Origin of the sequence: Sinorhizobium sp. BJ1 (assembly GCF_002531555.1) — a bacterium.
Lineage (GTDB): Bacteria > Pseudomonadota > Alphaproteobacteria > Rhizobiales > Rhizobiaceae > Sinorhizobium > Sinorhizobium fredii_B.
On sequence record NZ_NWTH01000046.1, the window covers coordinates 13,037 to 34,753 of the forward strand.

20 protein-coding genes are annotated in these 21,717 nt (G+C 64.7%); 7 read left to right on the forward strand and 13 right to left on the reverse strand.

All coding sequences use genetic code 11. From position 1 onward, the window contains the following. The first annotated feature begins 65 nt into the window (after window positions 1-65). From cobG to CO676_RS31105, 4 genes are read left to right on the forward strand one after another with little or no spacing between them, the layout of a single operon-like run. The gene (gene cobG / locus CO676_RS31090) at window positions 66-1,433 is read left to right on the forward strand and encodes a precorrin-3B synthase (RefSeq protein WP_097523914.1); all 1,368 of its coding nucleotides are present in this window, start codon (window positions 66-68) and stop codon (window positions 1,431-1,433) included. A 2-nt stretch (window positions 1,434-1,435) separates the two neighbouring features. Beyond that, window positions 1,436-2,068, forward strand: a complete 633-nt coding sequence (locus CO676_RS31095; protein WP_097523915.1) for a precorrin-8X methylmutase — start codon at window positions 1,436-1,438, stop codon at window positions 2,066-2,068. Further along, window positions 2,065-2,814: a precorrin-2 C(20)-methyltransferase gene (locus CO676_RS31100; protein WP_097523916.1), complete on the forward strand. Its 750-nt coding sequence runs from the start codon at window positions 2,065-2,067 to the stop codon at window positions 2,812-2,814. Before CO676_RS31095 ends, CO676_RS31100 begins: the two co-directional genes overlap by 4 nt. Continuing rightward, window positions 2,811-3,575 (forward strand): precorrin-3B C(17)-methyltransferase, encoded by a 765-nt coding sequence (locus tag CO676_RS31105; RefSeq protein ID WP_097523917.1) that lies wholly within the window; start codon window positions 2,811-2,813, stop codon window positions 3,573-3,575. The genes CO676_RS31100 and CO676_RS31105 overlap by 4 nt, the downstream gene beginning before the upstream one ends. Here the strand turns inward: CO676_RS31105 and CO676_RS31110 are convergent. Further along, window positions 3,539-4,339 carry a cobalt-precorrin-6A reductase gene (locus tag CO676_RS31110; RefSeq protein ID WP_097523929.1) on the reverse strand — a complete coding sequence of 267 codons (801 nt, stop codon included), beginning with the start codon at window positions 4,337-4,339 and terminating at the stop codon, window positions 3,539-3,541. The genes CO676_RS31105 and CO676_RS31110 overlap by 37 nt on opposite strands. On the opposite strand from CO676_RS31110, the gene cbiE reads away from it, so the two are divergent. Both cbiE and cobM read left to right on the forward strand, forming a co-directional pair. After that, entirely contained in the window at window positions 4,317-5,549 is a 1,233-nt protein-coding gene (gene cbiE, locus CO676_RS31115; RefSeq protein ID WP_179875713.1) for a precorrin-6y C5,15-methyltransferase (decarboxylating) subunit CbiE, read from the forward strand. The two genes, CO676_RS31110 and cbiE, sit on opposite strands and share 23 nt — an antisense overlap. A 19-nt stretch (window positions 5,550-5,568) precedes the next feature. Continuing rightward, window positions 5,569-6,327: a precorrin-4 C(11)-methyltransferase gene (gene cobM / locus CO676_RS31120; protein ID WP_097523919.1), complete on the forward strand. Its 759-nt coding sequence runs from the start codon at window positions 5,569-5,571 to the stop codon at window positions 6,325-6,327. 7 nt (window positions 6,328-6,334) lie between these two features. Here the strand turns inward: cobM and mnhG are convergent, their stop codons facing one another. From mnhG to CO676_RS31175, 11 genes are all read right to left on the reverse strand, one after another. Continuing rightward, on the reverse strand, window positions 6,335-6,706 hold the full coding sequence (gene mnhG, locus CO676_RS31125; protein WP_014766024.1) for a monovalent cation/H(+) antiporter subunit G: 372 nt from the start codon (window positions 6,704-6,706) through the stop codon (window positions 6,335-6,337). After that, complete coding sequence (locus tag CO676_RS31130) at window positions 6,703-6,984, reverse strand: K+/H+ antiporter subunit F (RefSeq protein WP_097523920.1); 282 nt, start codon at window positions 6,982-6,984, stop codon at window positions 6,703-6,705. Before CO676_RS31130 ends, mnhG begins: the two co-directional genes overlap by 4 nt. After that, the gene (locus CO676_RS31135; protein WP_097523921.1) at window positions 6,981-7,466 is read right to left on the reverse strand and encodes a Na+/H+ antiporter subunit E; all 486 of its coding nucleotides are present in this window, start codon (window positions 7,464-7,466) and stop codon (window positions 6,981-6,983) included. Before CO676_RS31135 ends, CO676_RS31130 begins: the two co-directional genes overlap by 4 nt. Window positions 7,467-7,468: 2 nt before the next feature. Further along, window positions 7,469-9,115 (reverse strand): monovalent cation/H+ antiporter subunit D, encoded by a 1,647-nt coding sequence (locus CO676_RS31140; RefSeq protein ID WP_179875709.1) that lies wholly within the window; start codon window positions 9,113-9,115, stop codon window positions 7,469-7,471. Further along, window positions 9,081-9,431 carry a Na+/H+ antiporter subunit C gene (locus tag CO676_RS31145; protein WP_014766020.1) on the reverse strand — a complete coding sequence of 117 codons (351 nt, stop codon included), beginning with the start codon at window positions 9,429-9,431 and terminating at the stop codon, window positions 9,081-9,083. Before CO676_RS31145 ends, CO676_RS31140 begins: the two co-directional genes overlap by 35 nt. Continuing rightward, window positions 9,431-12,343 (reverse strand): monovalent cation/H+ antiporter subunit A, encoded by a 2,913-nt coding sequence (locus tag CO676_RS31150; protein ID WP_097523923.1) that lies wholly within the window; start codon window positions 12,341-12,343, stop codon window positions 9,431-9,433. Before CO676_RS31150 ends, CO676_RS31145 begins: the two co-directional genes overlap by 1 nt. 255 nt (window positions 12,344-12,598) lie before the next feature. Then, on the reverse strand, window positions 12,599-15,259 hold the full coding sequence (locus CO676_RS31155) for an EAL domain-containing protein (RefSeq protein WP_179875710.1): 2,661 nt from the start codon (window positions 15,257-15,259) through the stop codon (window positions 12,599-12,601). 102 nt (window positions 15,260-15,361) lie between these two features. After that, the gene (locus CO676_RS31160; protein WP_097523924.1) at window positions 15,362-16,975 is read right to left on the reverse strand and encodes a cisplatin damage response ATP-dependent DNA ligase; all 1,614 of its coding nucleotides are present in this window, start codon (window positions 16,973-16,975) and stop codon (window positions 15,362-15,364) included. A 3-nt stretch (window positions 16,976-16,978) separates the two neighbouring features. Continuing rightward, complete coding sequence (locus CO676_RS31165; RefSeq protein ID WP_097523931.1) at window positions 16,979-17,989, reverse strand: ligase-associated DNA damage response exonuclease; 1,011 nt, start codon at window positions 17,987-17,989, stop codon at window positions 16,979-16,981. Between the two features lie 230 nt (window positions 17,990-18,219). Further along, a complete protein-coding gene (locus tag CO676_RS31170; RefSeq protein ID WP_097523925.1) occupies window positions 18,220-19,173 on the reverse strand; it encodes a nucleoside hydrolase in 954 nt (317 codons plus the stop codon). A 111-nt stretch (window positions 19,174-19,284) separates the two neighbouring features. Continuing rightward, window positions 19,285-20,520: an FAD-dependent oxidoreductase gene (locus CO676_RS31175; RefSeq protein WP_097523926.1), complete on the reverse strand. Its 1,236-nt coding sequence runs from the start codon at window positions 20,518-20,520 to the stop codon at window positions 19,285-19,287. A gap of 236 nt (window positions 20,521-20,756) precedes the next feature. Here CO676_RS31175 and CO676_RS31180 point away from each other — a divergent pair, with 236 nt between their 5' ends. Continuing rightward, window positions 20,757-21,401, forward strand: coding sequence for a hypothetical protein (locus tag CO676_RS31180; protein ID WP_097523927.1), 645 nt, complete (start codon window positions 20,757-20,759; stop codon window positions 21,399-21,401). 133 nt (window positions 21,402-21,534) lie between these two features. On the opposite strand, the gene CO676_RS35815 is transcribed toward CO676_RS31180, so the two are convergent. After that, window positions 21,535-21,717 (reverse strand): hypothetical protein (locus CO676_RS35815; RefSeq protein WP_144340228.1); only part of this gene is annotated, 183 nt, incomplete at its 5' end.

Here is a 21,717-nt window from a genome sequence, read left to right on the forward strand (position 1 = left end):
GATATAGGCTCTATCACGGATGCGGAGTGTGAAGCCGCAATGTGCCCAGGGATGATGGAACAACGATGAAGAGCTGCGTTGCGCCCAGGTCTCAAACGGAGACCGGCCGATCGATGCGTCGCGGCGCCTGTCCGTCGCTCGCAGCGCCAATGCGGACTGGAGACGGTCTGCTCGTGCGGCTGCGTCCGGCGATCGATGGTTTGACTCCCGCCGGATTGAGAGCGTTGGCCGAAGCGGCCGCGGCCTGCGGCAGCGGCATTATCGAGATCACCGCGCGGGGCAACCTGCAAATCCGTGGGCTGACCGCATCCACCGTACCGAACCTTGCTGCCGCGATCGGCGAGGCGGGAATTGCCCTTGCCGATGGGGTTGCGATCGAAACGCCGCCGCTTGCCGGAATCGATGCGAGCGAAATCGCCGATCCGCGGCCGTTGGCCGCAGCTTTGCGCGCCGCGATTGCCGATCGACGACCAACGTTTGTGCTAGCGCCGAAACTGTCCATCGTTATCGATGGACGTGGCCGCTTCCACCTGCGGGACGTTGCCGCCGATCTGCGGCTTGAAGCGCGGAACAGCGACGATGGTCTTCGCTGGCTGTTGTCGCTTGGCGGGGCGGCGCGCCAAGAACGGCCCGTTGCGCTGCTGGAGACCGAACGGGTCGTCGCCGCGGTGACGGAGGTTCTGGCGGAACTCGATGCCCTTGGCGCGGCCGCACGCGGCCGTGACCTCGATGCGGATCGCATCCGGCAGCGCTTCTCCGCCGACCGCGACATCTTGCCGGCGCCGGGGGGTGGCGCCTTGCCATTCTTGCCGGCGGGCATTCACGATTTCGGCGACGGGCGCATCGTGCTCGGTGTCGCCCCTGCTTTTGCCCAGACGGACAGCGCCAATATCATCGCCTTTTTACAGCGCGCCGAGGAACTGGGTGCGTCGGAAATACGCTTCGCGCCGCGCCATGGCATCCTCGTCCTCGGTCTATCGAGCGAGGCTGCGGCTGTCGCGCAACGCATCGCGCTGTCTCAGGGGTTTGTGGTCGCCGCCGATGATCCGCGCAATCACATCGCGACCTGCGCCGGCCTTGCCTGCGCCTCGGCGCTGATGGACACCAAGGCGACAGCCAGGCTATTGGTCGAAGTCGGCGCCGACCTTCTCGACGGCTCGCTGGCAATCCATCTCTCCGGCTGCGCCAAGGGATGCGCCAGGCCCAAGCCATCTGCGCTGACGCTTGTCGGTGCGCCATCAGGATATGCGCTTGTCGTAAATGGCGCTGCTTCCGTCGCGCCAAGCGCCTACAGGGATGAAAACGGAATAAGAACCGCGCTGGCCAGGCTCAATGCGCTGGTGCGAGAAAACAAAGACGCTGGCGAATCGGCGCTCTCCTGTCTTACACGGCTCGGGACCGCGCGCATCGTCGTGGCGTTTGAACAGGGATAGAAATGCCTGATTACGATTATATCCGCGATGGCAACGCCATCTACGAGCGTTCCTTCGCGATCATCCGGGCAGAAGCCGATCTTTCCGGCTTCTCGGAAGACGAGGCCGATCTTGCGGTGCGCATGGTCCATGCCTGCGGGTCGGTAGAGGCGGCGCGTCAGTTCGTCTTCTCTGCCGATTTCGTGTCCGCCGCACGCGATGCGCTGAAGAACGGCGCCCCGATATTCTGCGACGCGGAAATGGTCGCCCATGGCGTGACCCGAGGGCGGCTGCCGGCCGGCAACGAGGTGATCTGCACGCTCCGGGATCCACGCACGGTGGAGATCGCCGCGGAGATCGGCAACACACGCTCGGCGGCGGCCCTGAGACTTTGGGGTGAGCGGATGGCGGGCTCGGTCGTTGCCATCGGCAATGCGCCAACCGCGCTCTTCTATCTCCTGGAGATGCTGCGCGACGGCGCGCCGAAGCCCGCGGCGATCCTCGGCATGCCGGTCGGCTTTGTCGGCGCGGCCGAATCGAAGGACGCGCTCGCCGAGAATTCCTATGGCGTTCCCTTCGCGATCGTCCGCGGCCGACTGGGCGGCAGTGCGATGACGGCGGCGGCGCTGAATTCGCTCTCGAGGCCGGGCCTGTGAGCGGGCCTGGCAGACTGATCGGCGTCGGAACCGGCCCCGGCGACCCTGAGCTTTTGACCGTGAAGGCAGTGCGGGCGCTCGGCGAGGCGGACGTCGTCGCCTATTTCGCCAAGGCGGGGCGCAACGGCAACGGCCGCGCCGTCGTCGAGCACGTTTTGAAGCCTGACCTTGTCGAACTGCCGCTCTACTATCCGGTGACGACCGAAATCGACAAGGATGACGAGGCTTACAAGCGGCAGATCACCGACTTCTACAATGCCTCCGCAGAAGCGGTCGCCGTCCATCTCAGGGCGGGGCGGATCGTCGCCGTGCTCAGCGAGGGCGACCCGCTGTTCTACGGTTCCTACATGCACCTGCATGTGCGGCTAGCGGACCGTTTTCCGGTCGAGGTCATTCCCGGCATCACGGCGATGTCCGGCTGCTGGTCGCTTGCCGGCCTGCCGCTGGTGCAGGGGGACGACGTTCTCTCGGTTCTTCCCGGCACGATGGGCGAGGACGAGCTCAAGCGCCGTCTTGCCGACACCGAAGCAGCCGTGATCATGAAAGTCGGCCGCAACCTGCCGAAGATCCGCCGTGCCCTTGCGGCGGCCGGCAGGCTCGACGCGGCAGTCTATGTCGAGCGCGGCACGATGAAAAACGCGGCGATGGTTCCGCTCGGCGACAAGCCGGATGACGAGGCGCCCTATTTCTCGCTCGTACTTGTTCCCGGCTGGAAAGATCGGCCGGGCTCAAAGGACAAACCATGACCGGCAAGCTCTTCATCGTCGGCACCGGCCCCGGGAATCCGGCGCAGATGACGCCGGAGGCACAGGATGCGATCGCCGTTGCGGCCGAATTCTTCGGCTACGGTCCCTATCTCGACCGCCTCCATCTGCGGGCCGATCAACGGCGCATCGCCTCCGACAACCGCGAGGAGCTCGACCGAGCCCAGGCGGCGCTTGCACGCGCGAGCCAAGGTGTCGATGTTTGTGTGGTTTCCGGCGGCGACCCGGGCATCTTCGCGATGGCCGCGGCCGTCTGCGAGGCGATCGACAAAGGCCCGGCGGAATGGCGGCAGGTTGATCTTATCATCACCCCCGGCGTTACCGCCATGCTTGCCGTCGCAGCGCGTATCGGCGCGCCGCTCGGCCACGATTTCTGCGCCATGTCGCTGTCGGACAACCTGAAACCATGGGGTGTCATCACCAAGCGGCTCAGGCTTGCCGCCGAGGCGGGGCTGGTCATCGCCCTCTATAACCCGATCAGCAAGGCGCGTCCCTGGCAGCTCGGCAAGGCCTTCGAGGTGCTGCGCGCGGTGCTGCCTGGAAGCGTTCCGGTGATTTTCGGCCGCGCCGCCGGCCGGCCGGACGAGCGCATCGCGGTCATCCCGCTCGGCGAAGCCGATCCCGACCGCGCCGACATGGCGACCTGCGTGATCATCGGCTCGCTGGAGACGCGCATCGTTGCCCGCGACGGCAAGCCGGATCTTGTCTATACGCCGCGGTCCTTTACCGGGGACAGCCGTTGATGGATGCGTTCGAGCGCCTCATCACACGTGCAGACCGTCGGCACCTCGGCGGGCTTATGGCGCTCGACCATCACCACTTCGAGCCCGAGCTTACGGGCCGCGGCGACCTTGCCGTAGGTCGCGGTGCCGCCGCTGTTCTTGGCGACGATAACATCGATTGCATGCTTGCCGAGCAATTCAAGCTCGTCGGCTTCGGCGAACGGCCCGTGAGCGAGGATCGCGGTGGTCTCGGGAAGGTTCAGCGGCGGCGTCACGGGATCGACACTGCGCACCACATAGCTGTGCTGCGGCGCCTTCTCGAAATGGAAGACCTCCTGGCGGCCGATTGCCAGGAAGACGCGGCGCGGCGCGGCGCCAAGGGCGGAAACCGCCTCGGCCACGCTTGCGACGCGCGTCCAGCGATCGCCCGGTTGGGCCTCCCAGGCGGGCCTGCGGAGTCCGAGGAGCGGCACTCCGGTTGCCGCTGCCGCGGTTGCAGCATTGTGGGACATACGCGCGGCAAAGGGATGGGTCGCATCGACGAGCAGGGAAACCTTCTCAAGCTCCAGGAAGACGGCAAGCCCTTCGGCGCCGCCGAAGCCGCCGATGCGCGTCGGCAAGGGCTGCGGCCGCGGATCGGCCGTGCGGCCGGCCAGCGAGATCGCCGCGTCGTAGCGCCGATAACCCGCGAGGCGCTCGGCAAGCTGCCGCGCCTCGGTGGTGCCGCCAAGGATCAGGATGCGGGGTCTGCCCATGGCTGACATGTCGAACAGCGTCTCGGCCATTGTCGCTCCCTGGTTGACCGTGATCGGTATCGGCGAAGATGGTGTAGCCGGTCTCGGCGACGAGGCCAAGCGCCTCATTGCTACAGCCCCCGTCGTCTTCGGCGGCGTCCGCCACATTGAGCTCGCGGCATCCTTGATCCAAGGCGATAGCGAGGTCTGGCAGAGCCCCTTCGAAAAGTCGGTCGAGGCGATCGTTTCAAGGCGAGGGAGTCCCGTCGTAGTGCTCGCCTCCGGCGATCCATTCCTCTACGGCGTAGGCGCCACGCTGGCGCGCCGCATCGATGTCGCCGAGATGCGGACGATCCCTGCGCCCTCGGCCTTCAGCCTGGCAGCCTCGCGGCTCGGCTGGGCGCTGCAGGAGGCGGCAACCGTCTCGCTGCATGGGCGATCGCTCGATCTCATTCGGCCGCAGCTGCAGCCGGGCGCCCGCGTTGTGGCGCTGACGTCGGATGAGAACGGTCCGAAGGCGCTCGCCGAACTGCTCAGCGAAAGCGGATTCGGTCAGTCTCGACTTACCGTTCTCGAGGCGCTTGGCGGGGGACGGGAGCGCGTCTCCCGGCACATAGCCGCGAGCTTCGCACTGGAGAAGGCCCATTCGCTGAACGTCTGCGCCCTCGAAGTCGTTGCCGATGCGGGAGCGCGCATCCTGCCGCTTGCCGGCGGCCGCGACGATGCGCTTTTCGAGCATGACGGCCAGATCACCAAGCGCGAGGTGCGGGCGCTGACGCTTTCGGCGCTGGCGCCGCGCAAGGGCGAGCTTCTCTGGGACATCGGCTCCGGCTCCGGCTCGATCGCCATCGAATGGATGCTGGCGGACCCGGCGATGCGGGCGATCGCCATCGAGGCATCGTCCGAACGGGCAGCGCGGATCGGTCGCAATGCCGCCTGCTTCGGCGTGCCCGGCCTGGCGGTGGTCGAGGGGCAGGCGCCGGACGCGCTTCGCGGACTGACCAGCCCGAACGCGATCTTCGTCGGCGGCGGCGGCAGCGATCCTGGCGTCATGGAGGCGGCGATCGCAGCACTGTGCTCCGGCGGTCGGTTGGTCGCCAATGCCGTCACGACGGCAATGGAAGCGGTACTCCTTGCCCATCACGCCCGTCTCGGCGGCTCGCTGATCCGCATCGATATCGCCCGGGCGTCGCCGGTCGGCACGATGACAGGCTGGCGGCCGGCCATGCCGGTGACGCAATGGTCCTGGGTCAAGCCCTGAACTCTCAAGAGGATAGACTATGACGGTTCATTTCATCGGCGCAGGACCAGGCGCAGCAGATCTCATCACGGTCAGGGGCAGGGACCTGATCGGCCGCTGCTCCGTCTGCCTCTATGCCGGTTCGATCGTTTCGCCGGAGCTCCTGCAATACTGCCCGCCCGGTGCCCGCATCGTCGACACGGCGCCGATGTCGCTCGACGAGATCGAGGCGGAATACGTGCGCGCGGCTGAAGCCGGAGAGGATGTGGCGCGGCTGCATTCCGGTGACCTTTCCGTCTGGAGTGCGGTGGCCGAGCAGATCCGGCGTCTGGAGAAACACGGCATCGGCTACACGATGACGCCGGGCGTGCCGGCCTTCGCCGCTGCCGCGGCAACGCTCGGCCGCGAATTGACCATTCCGGCCGTGGCCCAAAGCCTCGTGCTGACCCGCGTTTCCGGCCGCGCATCACCGATGCCGAATAGCGAAACGCTGGCGGCCTTCGGCGCCACCGGTTCGACGCTGGCGATCCACCTGGCCATCCATGCGCTCGACCGCGTCGTCGAGGAGCTTACGCCGCTCTACGGCGCCGATTGCCCGGTGGCGATCGTCGTCAAGGCCACCTGGCCGGATGAGCGTGTCCTGCGCGGCACGCTCGGCGACATCGTTGCCAAGGTCGCGGCCGAGCCGATCGAGCGCACGGCGCTGATCTTCGTCGGACCGGGGTTGGAAGCCTCGGATTTCCGGGAGAGCTCTCTTTATGACGCGGCCTATCAGCGCCGTTTCCGCGGCCGCGAATAGAACGGGTTCATTCCGCATCCGGTTCGGACGCGGGCTTCGGCTTGCGCGGAACGTCGCGCCGATCCGCGACGCGATCGCGGTAGAGGGCCGCCTGACCGAGCAGCATCAACGTCACCGGCGTCGTCACCGTGACGAAGAAGACGATCAGCAGTTCGTGGAAGATCCAGCGGCTCTGCAGCACCACAAAGCAGAGCATCGAGGCCAGGCAGATGAGGATCGTGCCGCCGCTCGTGGCGATCGTCGGGGCGTGCAGGCGGTCGTAGAAGCTCGGAAGCCGCAACAGTCCGAGCGAGCCGATGAGCGTCATCGCCGCTCCGAGAAGCAGCAATCCGCAAACGACGATCGCCGCCCAGGACGGCAGGTCGGTCAGATGGCTCATTCGATCACCTCGCCGCGCATGAGGAATTTCGCGAAAGCGATCGAGGAGGCGAAACCGATCAGGGCGATGATCAGCGCCGTCTCGAAATAGATCATATTGGCCGTGCGAATGCCGAAGGCAAGCAGCATCAGCATGGCGTTGATATAGAGCGTGTCGAGGCCGAGGATGCGGTCCTGGGCGCGGGGCCCCTTGATGATCCGGTAGAGGGCGAAGGCCATCGCCAAGGCGAGCATGACCTGTGCAAGCAGGACCGACCAGACGATTGCAAGCGCGATCATTCAAGTATCTCCTTCAGTCCCGCTTCGTAACGCTTGACCGTTCGCCGCCAGAGATCCTCGTTCTCGATATCCAGCACATGCAGGAGCAGGCTCTTCTGACGCCGGTCGTATTCGAGCCAGGCGGTGCCAGGGGTCGCAGTCAGGATGCAGGCGAGCAGGGCGAGCGCATTCTCGTTCTCCAGGTCGACATCGACGGCCATGAAACCGGTATTTGCCGGTCTGCGTCGGGCCCGCAGGATGATCCCGGCGACCGCGACATTCGAGCGAATGATGTCGGCGACGACGGCAAGCCCGAACGCTGCCATAAGCCCCAGACGGCGGAGGCGCGATTGGGTCGGCCGCAGCTTCACCATGACCCAGCCGAGAAGGGTGCTCAGGACGACGCCGACGATGATCGAGCCGGGTGCCACCGACTGGTTGAGCAGCAACCACATGAGGAAGAGGGCGATCGAGAATAGCGGGTAAGGATACCAGACGCGCATCTCTATTGGCCTCCCGCCCTGGGTGCGGAAAGGACCCGCTCGCTGTGGGCGAGGGGGGCGAGCAGATCGTTCGCGGTCGCCTGCATGTACCGCATAGCGGGGCCGGCCTGGAAGCTTAGGAAAACGCAGGCGGCGAGCAGAACGGCAACGGGCGTGATCTCGATGACGACGACGCGCGGTATGGTTCCCTCGATCGAAGACCAGAAGGTCCGGATGCCGACCCGGTTCATGGCGATCATGGCGGCGAGACCCGAAACGATGAGGAGCGCCACATAGGTCCAGTCGGCGGCGGAAATGACGCTCGCTGGATTTGCCTCCGGCAAGTCGAAGAGTCCGCGCAGCAGCGCGAATTTTGCGATGAAACCGGAAAGTGGCGGCAGACCGGAGAGGAGAATGGCGCAGAGGCAAAAGCAGAGCCCGAGAATGGCCATCGTGCCCGGAATCGCGACGCCCACTTCCTCCTCTTCTTCATCCTCGTCGAAGTCGCCATAGGCTTCCATCGTCACCGCCAGAACGTCGGCGCCGGCGTCGCGGCCGCGTTCGACAAGCTCGATGAGCAGGAAGAAAGCAGCAATCGTCAGCGTCGAGCTGACGAGATAGAGGAGGGCGCCCGCGAGCATTTCCGGTCGTCCGAGGCCGATCGCCGCAAGCAGCGTCCCGGAAGAGACGAGCACCGAATAGGCGGCAAGCCGCCCCATGGCCTGCGAAGCAAGCACGCCGATGGTCCCGAAGGCGATCGTCAACATGCCGCCGGTCAGAAGCCAGTCCTGGCCGAAACCGGCCGATGCGCCCGCCGCGGTTCCGAAGACGAGCATATGCAGGCGGAGAATGACATAGATGCCGACCTTCGTGAGGATGGCGAAGACGGCGGCGACCGGAGGCGTCGCCGCCGCATAGGCGGTCGGCAGCCAGAAGCTCAACGGCCACATGCCCGCCTTGACGAGAAAGGCGACGCCCAGCACTGCGGCGCCGGTTTCGACGAGCCGCCGGCTTTCCGGTGCAAGCGTGGCGAGCTTCGTCGCGAGATCGGCCATGTTGAGCGTGCCGGTGGCGCCGTAGATCAGGGCGACGCCGATCAGGAACAGCGACGAGGCGGCGAGATTGATGGCGACGTAATGCAGCCCGGCTTTGACGCGCAACGGTCCGGAACCGTGCAGCAGCAGGCCGTAGGACGCGGCAAGCATCATCTCGAAGAACACGAAGAGATTGAACAGGTCGCCCGTCAGGAAGGCGCCGTTGAGACCCGCGACAAGCAGCTGGAACAGCGAGTGGAAATGGTGTCCGGCCGTGTGCCAGCGGGCCATGGAATAGACCTGGGCGGCGAGCGCCAGGCCGCTTGCGAGGCAGAGCATCAGCGCCGACAGGCGGTCGAGGACGAGGACAATGCCGAACGGCGCCGGCCAGTTGCCGAGCTGGTAGACGCCGGCGCTCGGCAGGCTGCCTTCACCTAGGGCGGCGAGCCGCATCAGGATCATGGTGACGACGAAGACGACGAGCGTCGATGCGAAGCCGATGGCCCCCTTCAGGGTGCGGTCGCGTTCATCGATCGGGATCAGCACCGCGGCGACGGCGAGCGGCAGCAGGATCGGCAGGATCAGGAGGTGGTGCAGCCAATCAGTCACCGCGCGGGGGCTCCCTTCCGTCGACATGGTCGGTGCCCGTGAAGCCGCGTGAAGCGAGCAGCACGACCAGAAATAGCGCGGTCATGGCGAAACCGATGACGATCGCGGTCAGGACGAGGGCCTGCGGAACGGGGTCGGTGTAGCGCAACAGGTCGCCCGAGCCGCCGGGCTCGAGCACCGGCGGGGCGTTCACCCGCAGTCGCCCCATGCTGAAGATGAAGAGATTGACCGCATAGGAGAGCAGCGAAAGCCCGATGATCACCTGATAGGTTCGCGGTCTCAGCAGAAGATAGACGCCCGATGCGGCCAGCGCGCCGATGCCGGCGGAAAGAATGAGCTCCATTACTGTGCCGCCTCCCTTTCGGGTCGCGCGGCGCGCATATGCGCGCGCGCTGCGCGGCGGACCGACTGGTGCGCCAGCGCGATGAGCATCAACACGGTGGCGCCGAGCACGAGCGAGAAGACGCCAAGGTCGAAAAGAATGGCGCTTGCGAGCGGAATCTTGCCGATGATCGGCAGGCTGGCATATTCGGAGCGGGATGTGAGGAACGGATAGCCGAAGAGCCAGGATCCGACTCCGGTGGCCAAGGCCACGAGGAGACCGATGCTCATCCAGCGAAGCGGGTGAATGCGCAGCCGCTCCTCCACCCAGCGGGTGCCGCCGGACATGTATTGCAGGATAAAGCCGATCGACATGGCGATGCCGGCGGCAAATCCGCCGCCCGGCAGGTCGTGGCCGCGCAGGAACAGATAGGCGGCGAGCATGCCGGTGACCGGGAACATCCAGCGCATGATTACCGAGGGGATGTGAAGATATTCGGCGACGCTGTCGCCCTCCGCCCTCTCGGGATGGTGGTCGTCATAGGCGTTCTGCACTCTTTGCTGTTCGGGCGATTCCAGGCTGTCCAGGTGCGGGCGGAAGCGCAGCAGGAGCGCAAAGACCGTGAGTGCCACGATTGAGAGCACGGCGATTTCGCCGAGCGTGTCGAAGCCGCGGAAATCGACCAGGATGACGTTGACCACGTTCGTGCCGCCGCCCTCGTGGTAGGCCTGTCCGAGGAAATAGCTGGCGATGGTGCCGGGGATCGAAGGCCGTGTCATCACCGTGTAAGCGACGAGTGCGACCCCGCTACCCGCCATGGTCGCGAGCAGGAAGTCGCGCAGGCGCCTGAAGCGGACCTTCAGCGGTATATCCGCCGTCTCAGGCTCCTCGATGCGCTTCGGCAACCAGCGTAGCCCAAGCAGGATGAGCACCGTGGTGACGATCTCGACGAGGAGTTGGGTGACGGCAAGGTCGGGAGCGGACAGCCAGACGAAGGTAATGCAGGTGACGAGCCCGGCACCGCCGAGGAGCACGAGCGATGCCAGGCGGTGGAATTTTGCCAGGAAGGCCGAGCCGACAGCGCAGGCGATGCCTATTCCCCAGAGCAGGGCGAAGGCGGGATCGATGCCGCGGATGAGCAGCGGCGGCAGCCGAAAGCCGCCAATCGCGAGAGGCAGGGCGCCGGCAGCGAGCGCCAGGAACACCAGGAGCCGCATCTGCGGCTGCAGATGGCGCGTGCCGAGGCTTTGCTCGAGCGAGCGGGCCCATTTCCACGACAGCGTTACCAGCACCCGCTCGAAGATGCGCTGTCCCTCGAGCAGGCGGAAGACCGGCGGCCCCTCTACTCCCGTCTTGAGATAGGAGCGCATCAGGAAGTAGAGTCCGACGCCGCCCGAGAGCGCCACGAAGCTCATGATCAGCGGGATGTTCCAGCCATGCCAGACGGAGAGGCTGTATACCGGCGTTTCCTCACGCAGGATCGAGACGACGGCGGTGTGCAGGAACGGCCCGATCGTCTGTGCGGGAATGATCCCGACCACCAGGCAGGCGAGCACCAGAAAGTCGACGGGCGCCCGCATCCAGCGTGGCGGCTCGTGCGGTTTCTTCGGCAGGTCGGACGGCAGCGGCCCGTAGAAGACGCTATGGATGAAGCGCAGCGAATAGGTCACCGAAAACATGCTTGCGATCGTCGCCACATAGGGGGTCGCCGTGTCGAGCGTATTGACGAGATGCGTTTCGATCGCTTCGGCGAAGAACATTTCTTTCGACAGGAAGCCGTTGAGCAGCGGCACACCGGCCATCGCGGCACTCGCGACCATGGCGAGCGTCGCGGTGATCGGCATGTAGTGGAAAAGTCCGCTCAGCCGGCGCATGTCGCGCGTGCCGGTTTCATGGTCGATGATGCCGGCGGCCATGAACAGCGAGGCCTTGAAGGTCGCGTGGTTGACGATATGGAAGACCGCGGCGACGGCGGCCAGCGGGCTGCCGAGGCTCAAGAGAACGGTGATCAGCCCGAGATGGCTGATTGTCGAGTAGGCGAGCAGCCCCTTCAGGTCCTGCTGAAAGATCGCGAAATAGGCGCCGAGCAGCAGCGTCGTCAGGCCTGCCAGGCCGACAATCCAGAACCAGGCTTCCGTGCCGGCCATGACCGGCCAAAGCCGCACCAGCAAAAAGACGCCGGCCTTCACCATCGTCGCCGAATGCAGATAGGCCGAAACCGGTGTCGGTGCGGCCATTGCGTGCGGCAGCCAGAAGTGAAAAGGGAATTGGGCGCTCTTTGTCAGGGCGCCGAGCAGGACGAGAACCAGGATCACATTATAGAGGGGATCGTTGCGGATCGCATCGCCTGAGGCGAGCACGGCGTCGAGATCGTAGCTGCCGACAGCTCGGCCGATCAGCAGCAAGCCGACGAGCATCGCAAGGCCGCCCATGCCGGTCATCGTCAGAGCGATGCGCGCGCCGTCGCGCGCATGCGCGTTGTGATGCCAGTAGCCGATCAACAGGAACGAAACGATGCTCGTCAGCTCCCAGAATACCGCGAGCAGAATGAGGTTGCCGGAAAGCACCACGCCGAGCATCGAACCCATGAAGGCAAGGAAGAGCGCGAAGAAGCGCGGTACGGGGTCTTCCTCGGCCATGTAGTAGCGGGCGTAGAGGACGACGAGAAATCCGATAGCCGTGATCAGCGCCGAAAACAGCCAGGCGAAGCCGTCCATGCGCAATGTGAAGTTCAGCCCCAGTTCGGGAATCCAGTTGAGCTCAAAGCGCAGCACGCCGCCGGTCGCGACGTAAGGATAGAGGCCGGCGGTTGCCAGGAAACAGATGAGGGCGATCGCGCCTGCGAACCAGGCCGTGGCGCCGCGTTGATCGGATGGAAAGAAGATTGCGATGAGGCTTCCCCCGAACGGGGCGAGAATGAAGACGGACAGCAATTTTTCCGCGTATTCGATCGTTCGGCCCTCTCGGTCAGAGTGTATCGGAGATGGAACCGCTGGTTCCGCAGGGACAGCCGCAGAAGCAGTTGTCGCCGACAATGCCAGATCACCCGCGAAGCGGCAGAGGCATATGTTTTTATGACTTTTTTCCGCTCGACTGCCAAGCCTGCAGGGAGAGAAAAACGCGCCGATCCGTCGGGTCGCAGTCTACTCGGCCAGAGCGCCGCCTTTGCGAACGACAGTCCCGAGATCTTAGGCGGCGCGCCACTTCCGCTCGAAGACGAAGGTCGCGAGATCATTGGCGCTCATCGGCCGGGCGAAGGCATATCCCTGCAGCCCATGGCAGCCGAGCTGCTTGAGAATGGCGGCGTGTTCGAGCGTCTCCACGCCCTCGGCGATCACCTCGATACCGAGCGAGGTCCCGATGTCGATGATCGATTCCACGAGTCGGCGTTGCTGGGGCGATGCGAGGATCGGGAATATCAGTTGCCGGTCGACTTTCAGGCGGCGCGGCGTCAGCTTAAGCAGACTCAGGATGGAGGCATAACCGGTGCCGAAATCGTCGATCTCGATGTCGATGCCAAGTTCCTTGATGCGCCTGATGTTCGACAGCAGCGTCGTGTCGTTCTCGTCGAAGGAGATCGATTCGAGCAATTCGAAGGAGAGCCGCCCCTCGGGGATCCGCATCTGCTCCAGCCGCTCGATCAGCCCCTCGTCGCGCAAGCGCGAATAGGAGAGGTTGACCGAAACCTTGGGTATGCGAATGCCGTTTGCCTCCCAGCGGCAGATCTGGAAGAGCGCCTGTTCCAGTATCGTCTGGTCGATGGCGGCGACGACGTTGATGTCTTCGGCGGTCTTCAGGAAGGCATGCGGCCCGATCAGCCCCTTGGTGGGATGATCCCATCGCGCCAGCGCTTCGACGCCGATGACCTCCAATGAGGTCGGGCAGAACTGCGGCTGGAAATGGGCGACGAACTCGTTCTGCTCAAGACCGCGAAGGATCTCGTCGGCCGTCTGCTTCGTCTGGAACACGGCCGTCTTGAGCGCGCCGGTAAAGGTCTCATGCCTGTTGCGGCCGCGCCTTTTCGCCTCGTAAAGGGCGATATCCGCGTTGACGAGGACCTGAGAGAACTCGTCGGTCGCTGCGGCCTGGGCGGCAATGCCGATGCTGACGCCGATGCGGCATTCCTGGTCCTTGTAGCGGACCGGCGTGCTCATCGCCTCGATGATGCTCGAAGCGAGCGCCGCATCCTCCTCGGTGTTGCCGCCCGCACGGATGATGACGAACTCGTCGCCGCCGATCCGCGCGACGAAGTCGCTTTCGCCCGCGCTCGAGCGCAGCAGTCCGGCGGCGTGCCTGAGTATCTCGTCGCCCGCGGCATGACCCATCGTGTCGTTGATCTGCTTGAAACGGTCGAGGTCGATATGGAAGACACTGAGCCTGTCCTGGGCGTCGAATTGCCGGGCGCGATCCGCGAGGATGTGGTCAAGGAAGCGGCGGTTCGGGAGCCCTGTCAGGGGGTCGTGCAGCGCGTTGAATTCCATCCGGTGCCGCGCCGCCTCCAGTTCGGCGCTGTGCGCTTCGGCGAGACGCTTGGCTTCGGAAAGTATTGCCCGCGTTTCGACGTCGGCCGTCACGTCCCAGTTGACGCCGACGATCTTCCTGCTGCCCCCCGCGCCGCTGTGAAGCGAACCGATGGCGCGGATGTATCGGATCTCGCCGTCGGGCAGCCGAATGCGGAATTCGGAGTTATAGGCGCCGCCGCTTGCGACGGTCTCGGCGTATTCCGCCTCGGCGCGGGCGAGATCGTCGGGATGCAGCGCCTCTTTCCAGTCGTCATAGTTTTCACGAACAGATGGTCCGACGCCGTAAAGCTCCTTCATACGGTTGTCCCACAGCAGCTTGCCGGTATCGATATCGAGTTCCCAGATACCGATCTTGGACGTGTCGAGTGCGATCTTGAGGCGATGCGAAAGTTCGAGCAACTGATCCTTGCTCTGCCGCAGGGCGCGGATGTTTTGCTGGCGCTCGGTCGTCAGGTGCCCGGTGACGATCATCGGAACGACGATCATCAGGCCGCCAAGCATGATGAGGAGGCGAACCTGCCAGGCATTCTCCGGCGTCGGAGGCCACCCGCCCTTCGGTATCGCCGCTATTCGCCAGGAGCCGCCCGGCAGCGTCACGTCCACCTCCACCGGCGCCTTTTCGAAAATTGCCGGATCGCCGAAGAAAATCGCGCCATCGCGTCCCTGGCCGTCACGGCCGGCAATGGCGATTTCGATGTCGAGCGCCGATGAGATGAGGCCGCTGTCGCGATAGAGCTGGTCGAGATCCATGACCGCTGATACCAGACCCCAGAAACGCCTGCTGCCACCGGCATTGGTTGTCACCGGAAAGCGGCCGATCAGTCCGCGGCCGCCCTGGACGAGATCGACGGGACCGGCGAGCACCATTTTTCCGCTTGCCACCACCCGCATGACGGATCCGCGTTGTTTGTCGTTGGCACGGTAGTCGAGGCCGATAGCCTTCTCGTTGCCCGCCATCGGGTAGACCATCGAGACCACCAGCTTGGGCGCCGCGGCGATGTTGCGCAGTTGTGAGCGTTCGCTGAAGATGCTCTGCGCCAGTTCGCTGAAGCGCTGCTGGCGCATATCCGGCTCGGTTGCGATCGTACCGATCAGGCCGCGGACGAGCTGGATGTTGCCGTTAACGCTGCTCTCCAGGCGGGATCGTATCGGATTGAGTTCATCCGCGACCTCGGAGCGCAGGCGCGCTTCGGAGACGACCCGATTCTGATTGTCGGCGAGAACGCCGGCAGTCAGAACAACGAAGGTCGCGATCACCGCCGGCAGATAGTTGGGCTTCAGAAATCCCGAGAGCCGTCGAAAATTTCGAGCGTTCAAATTTGGCACAAGACGACCCTGCGGATGCGGACGGCGAGAGAGATAGTCCGAATATTCCAAACTCTCCTTAACAATTCTTCATTCGCAGTCGCTGAAATAGGCCAGGTGGCTCTAACCTTTCATCCCCATCATCGCCTGCAGGGTCTCCAGCCTGTCGGCGTCCCGCGGCAGCTTGTCCGGTCTCAGCCGGGCGATACGCGGAAAGCGCATGGCGACGCCGGATTTGTGGCGGGTCGAGCGGTTCAGGCCTTCGAAAGCCACCTCGACGACGAAGCCGGCGTCCGGTTCGGCGCGGACCGCACGCACAGGCCCGAAGCGCTCGACCGTGTTGTCGCGCACGAACCGGTCGAGCACCTCGAGCTCGGCGTCGGTAAAGCCGAAATAGGCCTTGCCGACGGGAACCAGGGCCGTGCCGCCTTCTGCCTCCGTCCAGACGCCGAAGGTGAAATCCGAATAGTAGCTCGAGCGCTTGCCATGACCGCGCTGCGCATACATCAGCACCGCGTCGATGTTGAACGGCGCGCGCTTCCACTTGAACCACGGACCTTTCATCCGCCCGGCCAGATAGGGCGAATCGAGCCGCTTCAGCATGATGCCTTCGATGACCGGATCCGGTGGCTCCGAGCGCAGGCGGTCCAGTTCCTCCCAGGTCGAGAACGGAACGAGCGGCGACAGGTCGAAATGCTGTGGCGACGCGGCGTCGATGAGGGCGGCCAAGGCGTCGCGGCGGGCGTGGAAAGGTTCGGGCCGCATGTCCCGCTCGCCGGAAAAGAGGATGTCGTAGCCGCGAATGAAGGCCGGATAGTCCTCCAGCAGCTTGCGGTTGACGGTCTTTCGATTGAGCCGCTGCTGCAGGTCTCCAAATGTGGCTGTCGCGCGGTTGGTGCGCATCGTTCCGCCGAGTAGCAACTCGCCGTCAATGACGCCGGCGACATCGGCAGCCTCGATGATTTCCGGAAAGGCGCCGGAAATCTCGTCGCCGCTGCGGGAATAGAGGCGCCGCACGCCGCCAATATTGGCGAGCTGGACGCGGATGCCGTCCCATTTCCATTCGGCGGCGAAATCGGCCGGATCCAGTCCTTCAAGATCGCCATCGCCGATCGGGGTCGCCAGCATCACCGAATGAAAAACGGCCGGCGTGGTGAGAACGGGCATCTCCGCTTCGCCGGAGAGCCACAGAAAGAGCGGCAGATAGGGCGGCGAAAGCCCATGCCAAAGCGTTTCGATCTCGCCGATGTCCTTGCCGCCCATGTCGGCGAGGGCCTGCTTGGCGAGCCGCGCCGAGACGCCGATCCGCAAGCCGCCGGTGACGAGCTTCAGAAAGGCGAACCGGCCGGCGGTGTCGAGCCGGTCGAGCATGTCGCGGACGAGTGAGCGCACTTCGGAACGCCCCGCCCTCTGCAGCCGCTCGACAACCTCCCCGAGCGAAATGTCAGCCGGAGCGACACCCACCGGCGGCTCCCAGGCCAGCGAAACCGTCTCGGCGAGATCGCCGACATAATCGTAGGAATAGTGGAACAGCACCTCGTCCATGCGCTCGAGCAGCAGGTCCCGGATCAATGCCGGTTTGACGGTGTTGAGCGAAAGCGTCCCGGCGATCGCCGCCAGCGCATAGCCGCGGCTCGGATCGGGGGTGCTGCGGAAATAGTCGGCCAGCAGCCGGATCTTGGCGTTCCGCTGGGGTGTCAGGACGAGGCGGCCGAGCAGTTCGGCAAAGGCTTTCATCCGTCATTCCCCCTCGTCGTCGTAACCGACGAGATGGAGCGGGCGCGCCGGGATGCCCTCCAATTCGCACCAGCGCACCAGGGCCTCCTCGCGGCCATGCGTCACCCAGACTTCGGCCGGAGCGATTTCGCGTATGGTGCCGGTCAGTTCGGCCCAGTCGCAATGGTCGGAGATGACCAGCGGCAGTTCGACGCCGCGCTGCTTGGCGCGCTGGCGAATGAGCATCCACCCGGACGCGAAGGCGGCGACAGGCTCGGCGAAGCGCCGCGCCCAGCGGTCGGCGAAGGCCGAAGGCGGACCGATCACGATGCCGCCGGCGAAATCCGGCCTCTTTTCGCCGGCAACGGTGGCCGGGCGGATATCGCCGAGATCGATGCCCTGGCCCTGATAATACTCGCAGAGTTTCGCGAGCGCGCCATGGATATGGATCGGCTCGTCGTAGCCCTGCTGGCGAAGCAGCGCGATGACCCGCTGCGCCTTGCCGAGCGCGTAGGCGCCGACGACATGGGCGCGTTCGGGAAACTGCTTCAGCGATGCGAGAAGCCGGGCGGTCTCCGACCGGTCGTCGGGATGGTGAAAGACCGGAAGGCCGAATGTCGCTTCGGTAATGAAGACATCGCAGGGGACTGGTTCGAACGGGCGGCAGGTAGGGTCGGAGCGCCGCTTGTAGTCGCCGGAAACGACAATCCGCATTCCGTCGGCTTCGACCGAGATCTGGGCGGAACCGAGCACATGACCGGCCGGATGGAAGCGGGCCCGCACGCCATTGATTGCGATCGTTTCGCCGAGGTGCGCCACCTCGCTTTCGCCGCAAAAGCCGTCGCCATAGCGGATGCGCATGATGTCCAGCGTTTCGCGTGTCGCCAGCACGCGGCCATGTCCGGCACGGGCATGATCGGAATGGCCATGCGTGATGAGTGCTCTTTCGACCGGCTGAACCGGGTCGATATAGAAGTCTCCCTTCTCGCAATAGAGGCCTTTCGGCGCGGGATAGAGCAAGGTTTCCGGCTTCATGCGCATTAAGATAGCCGGCGGGCGCGCGCCTGCCAGCTATCCGGGCAAGTTTTTCGCCAGCGGCAAGACCCCTCCCCACAGGTGGGAGGGGCTTCGGCGCTCGCGGTGACCGCCTGCCATTCTCAACCTCGCACTTGACGTAGAGGTGTTGATAAAGACGGAGGCGGTGCGGCCCGGGTGCCCCTCCGACCCGTGGGGAGGGGTGGGGGAGGGTCTTTTTGGGAGCAGTCCTAATGACCGTTCGCGAGCGTTTCGCCGATGAGCTTTAACACCGCGTCGGCATCAATGCCGATGCAGGCCTGTTGGCTCGGCTGATTGTCCCAGGCATTCGGCGGGAAAAGCCGGCCGTCCGGCTTCTGGATGGTCTGTCCGTCGGCGATGCCGCCGCATAACACGCGGATCGCGCCGCTGCGGGTCCGGAACAATTCCGGCGCGACGACATAGGCGCAGGCGCAGCTGTCGTGAACAACCATGCCGTCATCGACATGCTGCTCGTAGAAGACGATGTAGAATTGCGAAATGTCGGCCAGCAGCCGCGCCGCCTTGCCGCCGCGTTCGGCGATGTCGGCGAGCATGGCGCGCGTCATCACCGTTTTCGAGGTGACGTCGAGGCCGATCACCGTCACCGGCCATGGGGCAGTCATCACCGCGTCCGCTGCCTCCGGGTCGCCGTGGATATTGGCCTCGGCCGCCGGCGTGATGTTGCCGGGCACATCGAAGGCGCCACCCATGATCACCACGGCCTTTACTAGGCCGGCGATTTCCGGGTCTTCGCGCAATGCGCGCGCCAGATTGGTCATGCGGCCGACGGCGACGAGCGTCACTTCTCCTGGATTGGCGCGCACCGTTTCGATGATGAACCGATGGGCAGGCCGATGATCGAGCGGCAGGTCGATCACCTCCGGCACGGCGATATTGCCGAGCCCGTCATGGCCGTGGATGCCGGTCGGCCAGTCGACATGCGGCCGGTCTGGATTGAACATCTCGCCGAGGCCTTTGGCGACCGGCGCGGCGATACCCCAGGCTTGCTTCAGAAAGAGCGCGTTGCGCGTCGTCGTCTCGATGGAGGCGTTGCCGAACACCGAGGTGATGCCGATGAGGTCGATCTCCGGGTGCCGGTGCAGGAAGAGAAGCGCCATGGCGTCGTCGACGCCGGGATCCGTATCGAAAATAACCTTGTGCATGTCGTCTTCCTTTTCTGGGGCATCTGCGCCCATTTTCCCGAACCTGATCCTGTGCGCGGGCGGCAATGGACAAGGCGCGGGCGAAAGTCAATCGGTCGGGTATCGTTGGGCCTATTGGAAACGCCCGATATTAAAGGGTTCCAGGTCCGCGCCAGCCCGGTTCGAGAGGAGGGCGGCAACCTTCGCACCGGTGATCGCGGAGAGCGTCAGCCCGAGATGGCCGTGGCCGAAGGCCAGGGCGATACGCGAATCCGACGGATGCAGGCTGATGACCGGCAGCGAATCCGGCGTCGAGGGGCGCCTGCCCATCCATTCCTTGCCGCCGGTCTCTGGAAGACTCGGCACGTAGCGGCGCATCTTCTGACGCATCGCCGCGGCTCGCGCGTAGTTTGGCGGCGCCTCCGGCCGCGCCAGTTCCACCGCACCGCCGATCCGCAGCGCATTGGCAAGCGGCGTCGCCACGAAACCGTGCTCGGCGAAGAAGATCGGCATTTCCAGCTTGACGATCGGGTTGGCGAAGGTGGTGTTGTAACCGCGCTCCGTTTCCAGCAGTACCTTCAAGCCAAGCTGGCGGACGAGCGTGCGCGACCAGACGCCCGCGGCGATCACCACCTTGTCGAAGACGTGCCGTTCGCCAGTGTCGGCGATTACCGTGATCGCCTCGGCGCCCGGCTGCACGGCCTCGACGCCGGCTTCCACGAGCATGCCGTATTGGCGGACATGGGTCTGCAGGTCGCGCAGCAGCTTCAGCGGATCGAGAAATGTCTGGTATCCGCTGCTGAAGACGCCGCCGGCGAAGGCGCCCTCGAGGGCGGGAACGTGGCTGCGAGCGGCGCGGGGGTCTAGCCGTTCGACGGCGAAGCCGAGAAGCCCGGCGGTTGCCTGCTCGTGCCGGAACGCGGCGTCGAGGGCGGCCTCGCTGTCGAAGATCGTCAGCGCCCCGGTCGGTCTCGTATGGCCTGAAATGCCGCAGAGCCTCGCCATCGCCTGATGCGCGGCGAGAGCCTCGCGCATCAGGCCGAGCAGGGCCTTTCGGGAGCGCTCCACCTGGGCCGGCCGGGCCGCGCGAAGAAAATGGAAGAGCCATGGGGTGAGAGCAGGCAGGTCCTGCCAACGAAGCGTCAGCGGCCCAAGCGGATCAACGAGCCACTTCGGCGCCGCTAAGAGCATCTCGGAGCGGGCGATGGGGTCGATCTCCGGAACCGCAAGGATGCCGGCATTGCCGACGGAAGCGGGCAGGCCGTCGACGTCCTTCTCGAAAACGGTGACCGCGTGGCCTTCGGCGATCAGATGGGCCGCCGAGGCGCAGCCAATGATTCCCGCTCCGACTATTCCGATACGCGCCATGCTCCCCCGCCGGTCACTTGAATTGAGAATTGCCGCTTCGTTTTTAGTGATGACGGGCAGGAGAGCAAGGGCTTTGTCGGGGCGGCCGACGCCTTGCGGAACCCGCTCCCGGCAACGCCCGATACGTCTCGCCTTTCCCCCGGGCTCGGGTCAATGTTTAAACTTTCCGAAAGGGTGTTTCGCCTATCTTAATTACTGTTCTGGCTTTTGTATTTGCGTCCACAGCGGAGCCGCCTGTGAAGGCTATCTTCAGTAAACTGCGTCCTTCAAAGCGGCTCGTTGTGATCCTCGCCGCGGCCTTTGCCGTCTCGGCCGCGTCGGGCGGCGCCGCCGTCTATGTGGGGCGCGACAGGCTAGCTGCGAGGCTCTCGGAGCCCTCCGCCTCTGGTCTCGAATGCACGACGCTGAGGACGCTCAAGCTCGACCATCGCGGACAGCGATGGATCCGCATGCATGTGAAGACGGACAGGGCCGGCGGGCCGGACCGGGTCCGCACCGCGTTGCGCGTCGTCGGCGCACTGGCCAACAAGGAGAAAGCCGACCTCTATCAGGTCGTCGTACTCGACGAGGCGGGACCTGACGATCGCGCTGCGGTGCGCGGTGCCGCGATCGGCGCCGAAGTGCTTTTCGCGCCCGGTCCGCGGAGCGTCAAGGGCATGGACGAAGCCTTCCGCGCTTCCTACAACGACGGCACGGCCAATCCGGACGGCATGTTCCACGGCAAGGTGGTGAGCCTCGATCTCGACGAGGTTCGCGCCATCATGGCCAAGATGGACGACCGCTCGCTCTGCATCGATCCGGCTGCGGCCGACGCAGAAGGCACGGATCCGGAAGCCAGCGGGCATCCGGCCGAGAGTGAGAAAGCACATAACGGCCACTAGATCACTATGATATTGGGCGTGATCGACCCAATATAAATGTAATCAATACTAGTTTGAGTAAGGGAAAATTTGCTGGACCGCTACCAGTTCATACTCGGCGCATCGGAGAAATGCGCCCAGGTCTTTTCCCTTCTCAGTTATCGGAAAGTTTATCGGCTGTGGCCGCGATAGGCGCATTGCCCAAGGAATTATCGGCATATTTCAAGACGAGTATGCTGAAAGTTGAGCCGACTATAATCAACAAGACAAGACGCATGAAGATGGGGTGGATGCCAGCCTCCCCGACGGCATCGCAATGTGCCAAGTTTGTGGTGTT

What these genes read in the sequence shown, in the direction of transcription:
- CO676_RS31135 (WP_097523921.1), bottom strand. Translation starts at nt 7,466, where the DNA reads ATGCGCGTCTGGTATCCTTACCCGCTATTCTCGATCGCCCTCTTCCTC.
- cbiE (WP_179875713.1), top strand. Translation starts at nt 4,317, where the DNA reads ATGTCGAACAGCGTCTCGGCCATTGTCGCTCCCTGGTTGACCGTGATC.
- cobM (WP_097523919.1), top strand. Translation starts at nt 5,569, where the DNA reads ATGACGGTTCATTTCATCGGCGCAGGACCAGGCGCAGCAGATCTCATC.
- cobG (WP_097523914.1), top strand. Translation starts at nt 66, where the DNA reads ATGAAGAGCTGCGTTGCGCCCAGGTCTCAAACGGAGACCGGCCGATCG.
- mnhG (WP_014766024.1), bottom strand. Translation starts at nt 6,706, where the DNA reads ATGAGCCATCTGACCGACCTGCCGTCCTGGGCGGCGATCGTCGTTTGC.
- CO676_RS31130 (WP_097523920.1), bottom strand. Translation starts at nt 6,984, where the DNA reads ATGATCGCGCTTGCAATCGTCTGGTCGGTCCTGCTTGCACAGGTCATG.
- CO676_RS31110 (WP_097523929.1), bottom strand. Translation starts at nt 4,339, where the DNA reads ATGGCCGAGACGCTGTTCGACATGTCAGCCATGGGCAGACCCCGCATC.
- CO676_RS31105 (WP_097523917.1), top strand. Translation starts at nt 2,811, where the DNA reads ATGACCGGCAAGCTCTTCATCGTCGGCACCGGCCCCGGGAATCCGGCG.
- CO676_RS31140 (WP_179875709.1), bottom strand. Translation starts at nt 9,115, where the DNA reads ATGTCGACGGAAGGGAGCCCCCGCGCGGTGACTGATTGGCTGCACCAC.
- CO676_RS31165 (WP_097523931.1), bottom strand. Translation starts at nt 17,989, where the DNA reads ATGAAGCCGGAAACCTTGCTCTATCCCGCGCCGAAAGGCCTCTATTGC.
- CO676_RS31095 (WP_097523915.1), top strand. Translation starts at nt 1,436, where the DNA reads ATGCCTGATTACGATTATATCCGCGATGGCAACGCCATCTACGAGCGT.
- CO676_RS31170 (WP_097523925.1), bottom strand. Translation starts at nt 19,173, where the DNA reads ATGCACAAGGTTATTTTCGATACGGATCCCGGCGTCGACGACGCCATG.
- CO676_RS31160 (WP_097523924.1), bottom strand. Translation starts at nt 16,975, where the DNA reads ATGAAAGCCTTTGCCGAACTGCTCGGCCGCCTCGTCCTGACACCCCAG.
- CO676_RS31175 (WP_097523926.1), bottom strand. Translation starts at nt 20,520, where the DNA reads ATGGCGCGTATCGGAATAGTCGGAGCGGGAATCATTGGCTGCGCCTCG.
- CO676_RS31145 (WP_014766020.1), bottom strand. Translation starts at nt 9,431, where the DNA reads ATGGAGCTCATTCTTTCCGCCGGCATCGGCGCGCTGGCCGCATCGGGC.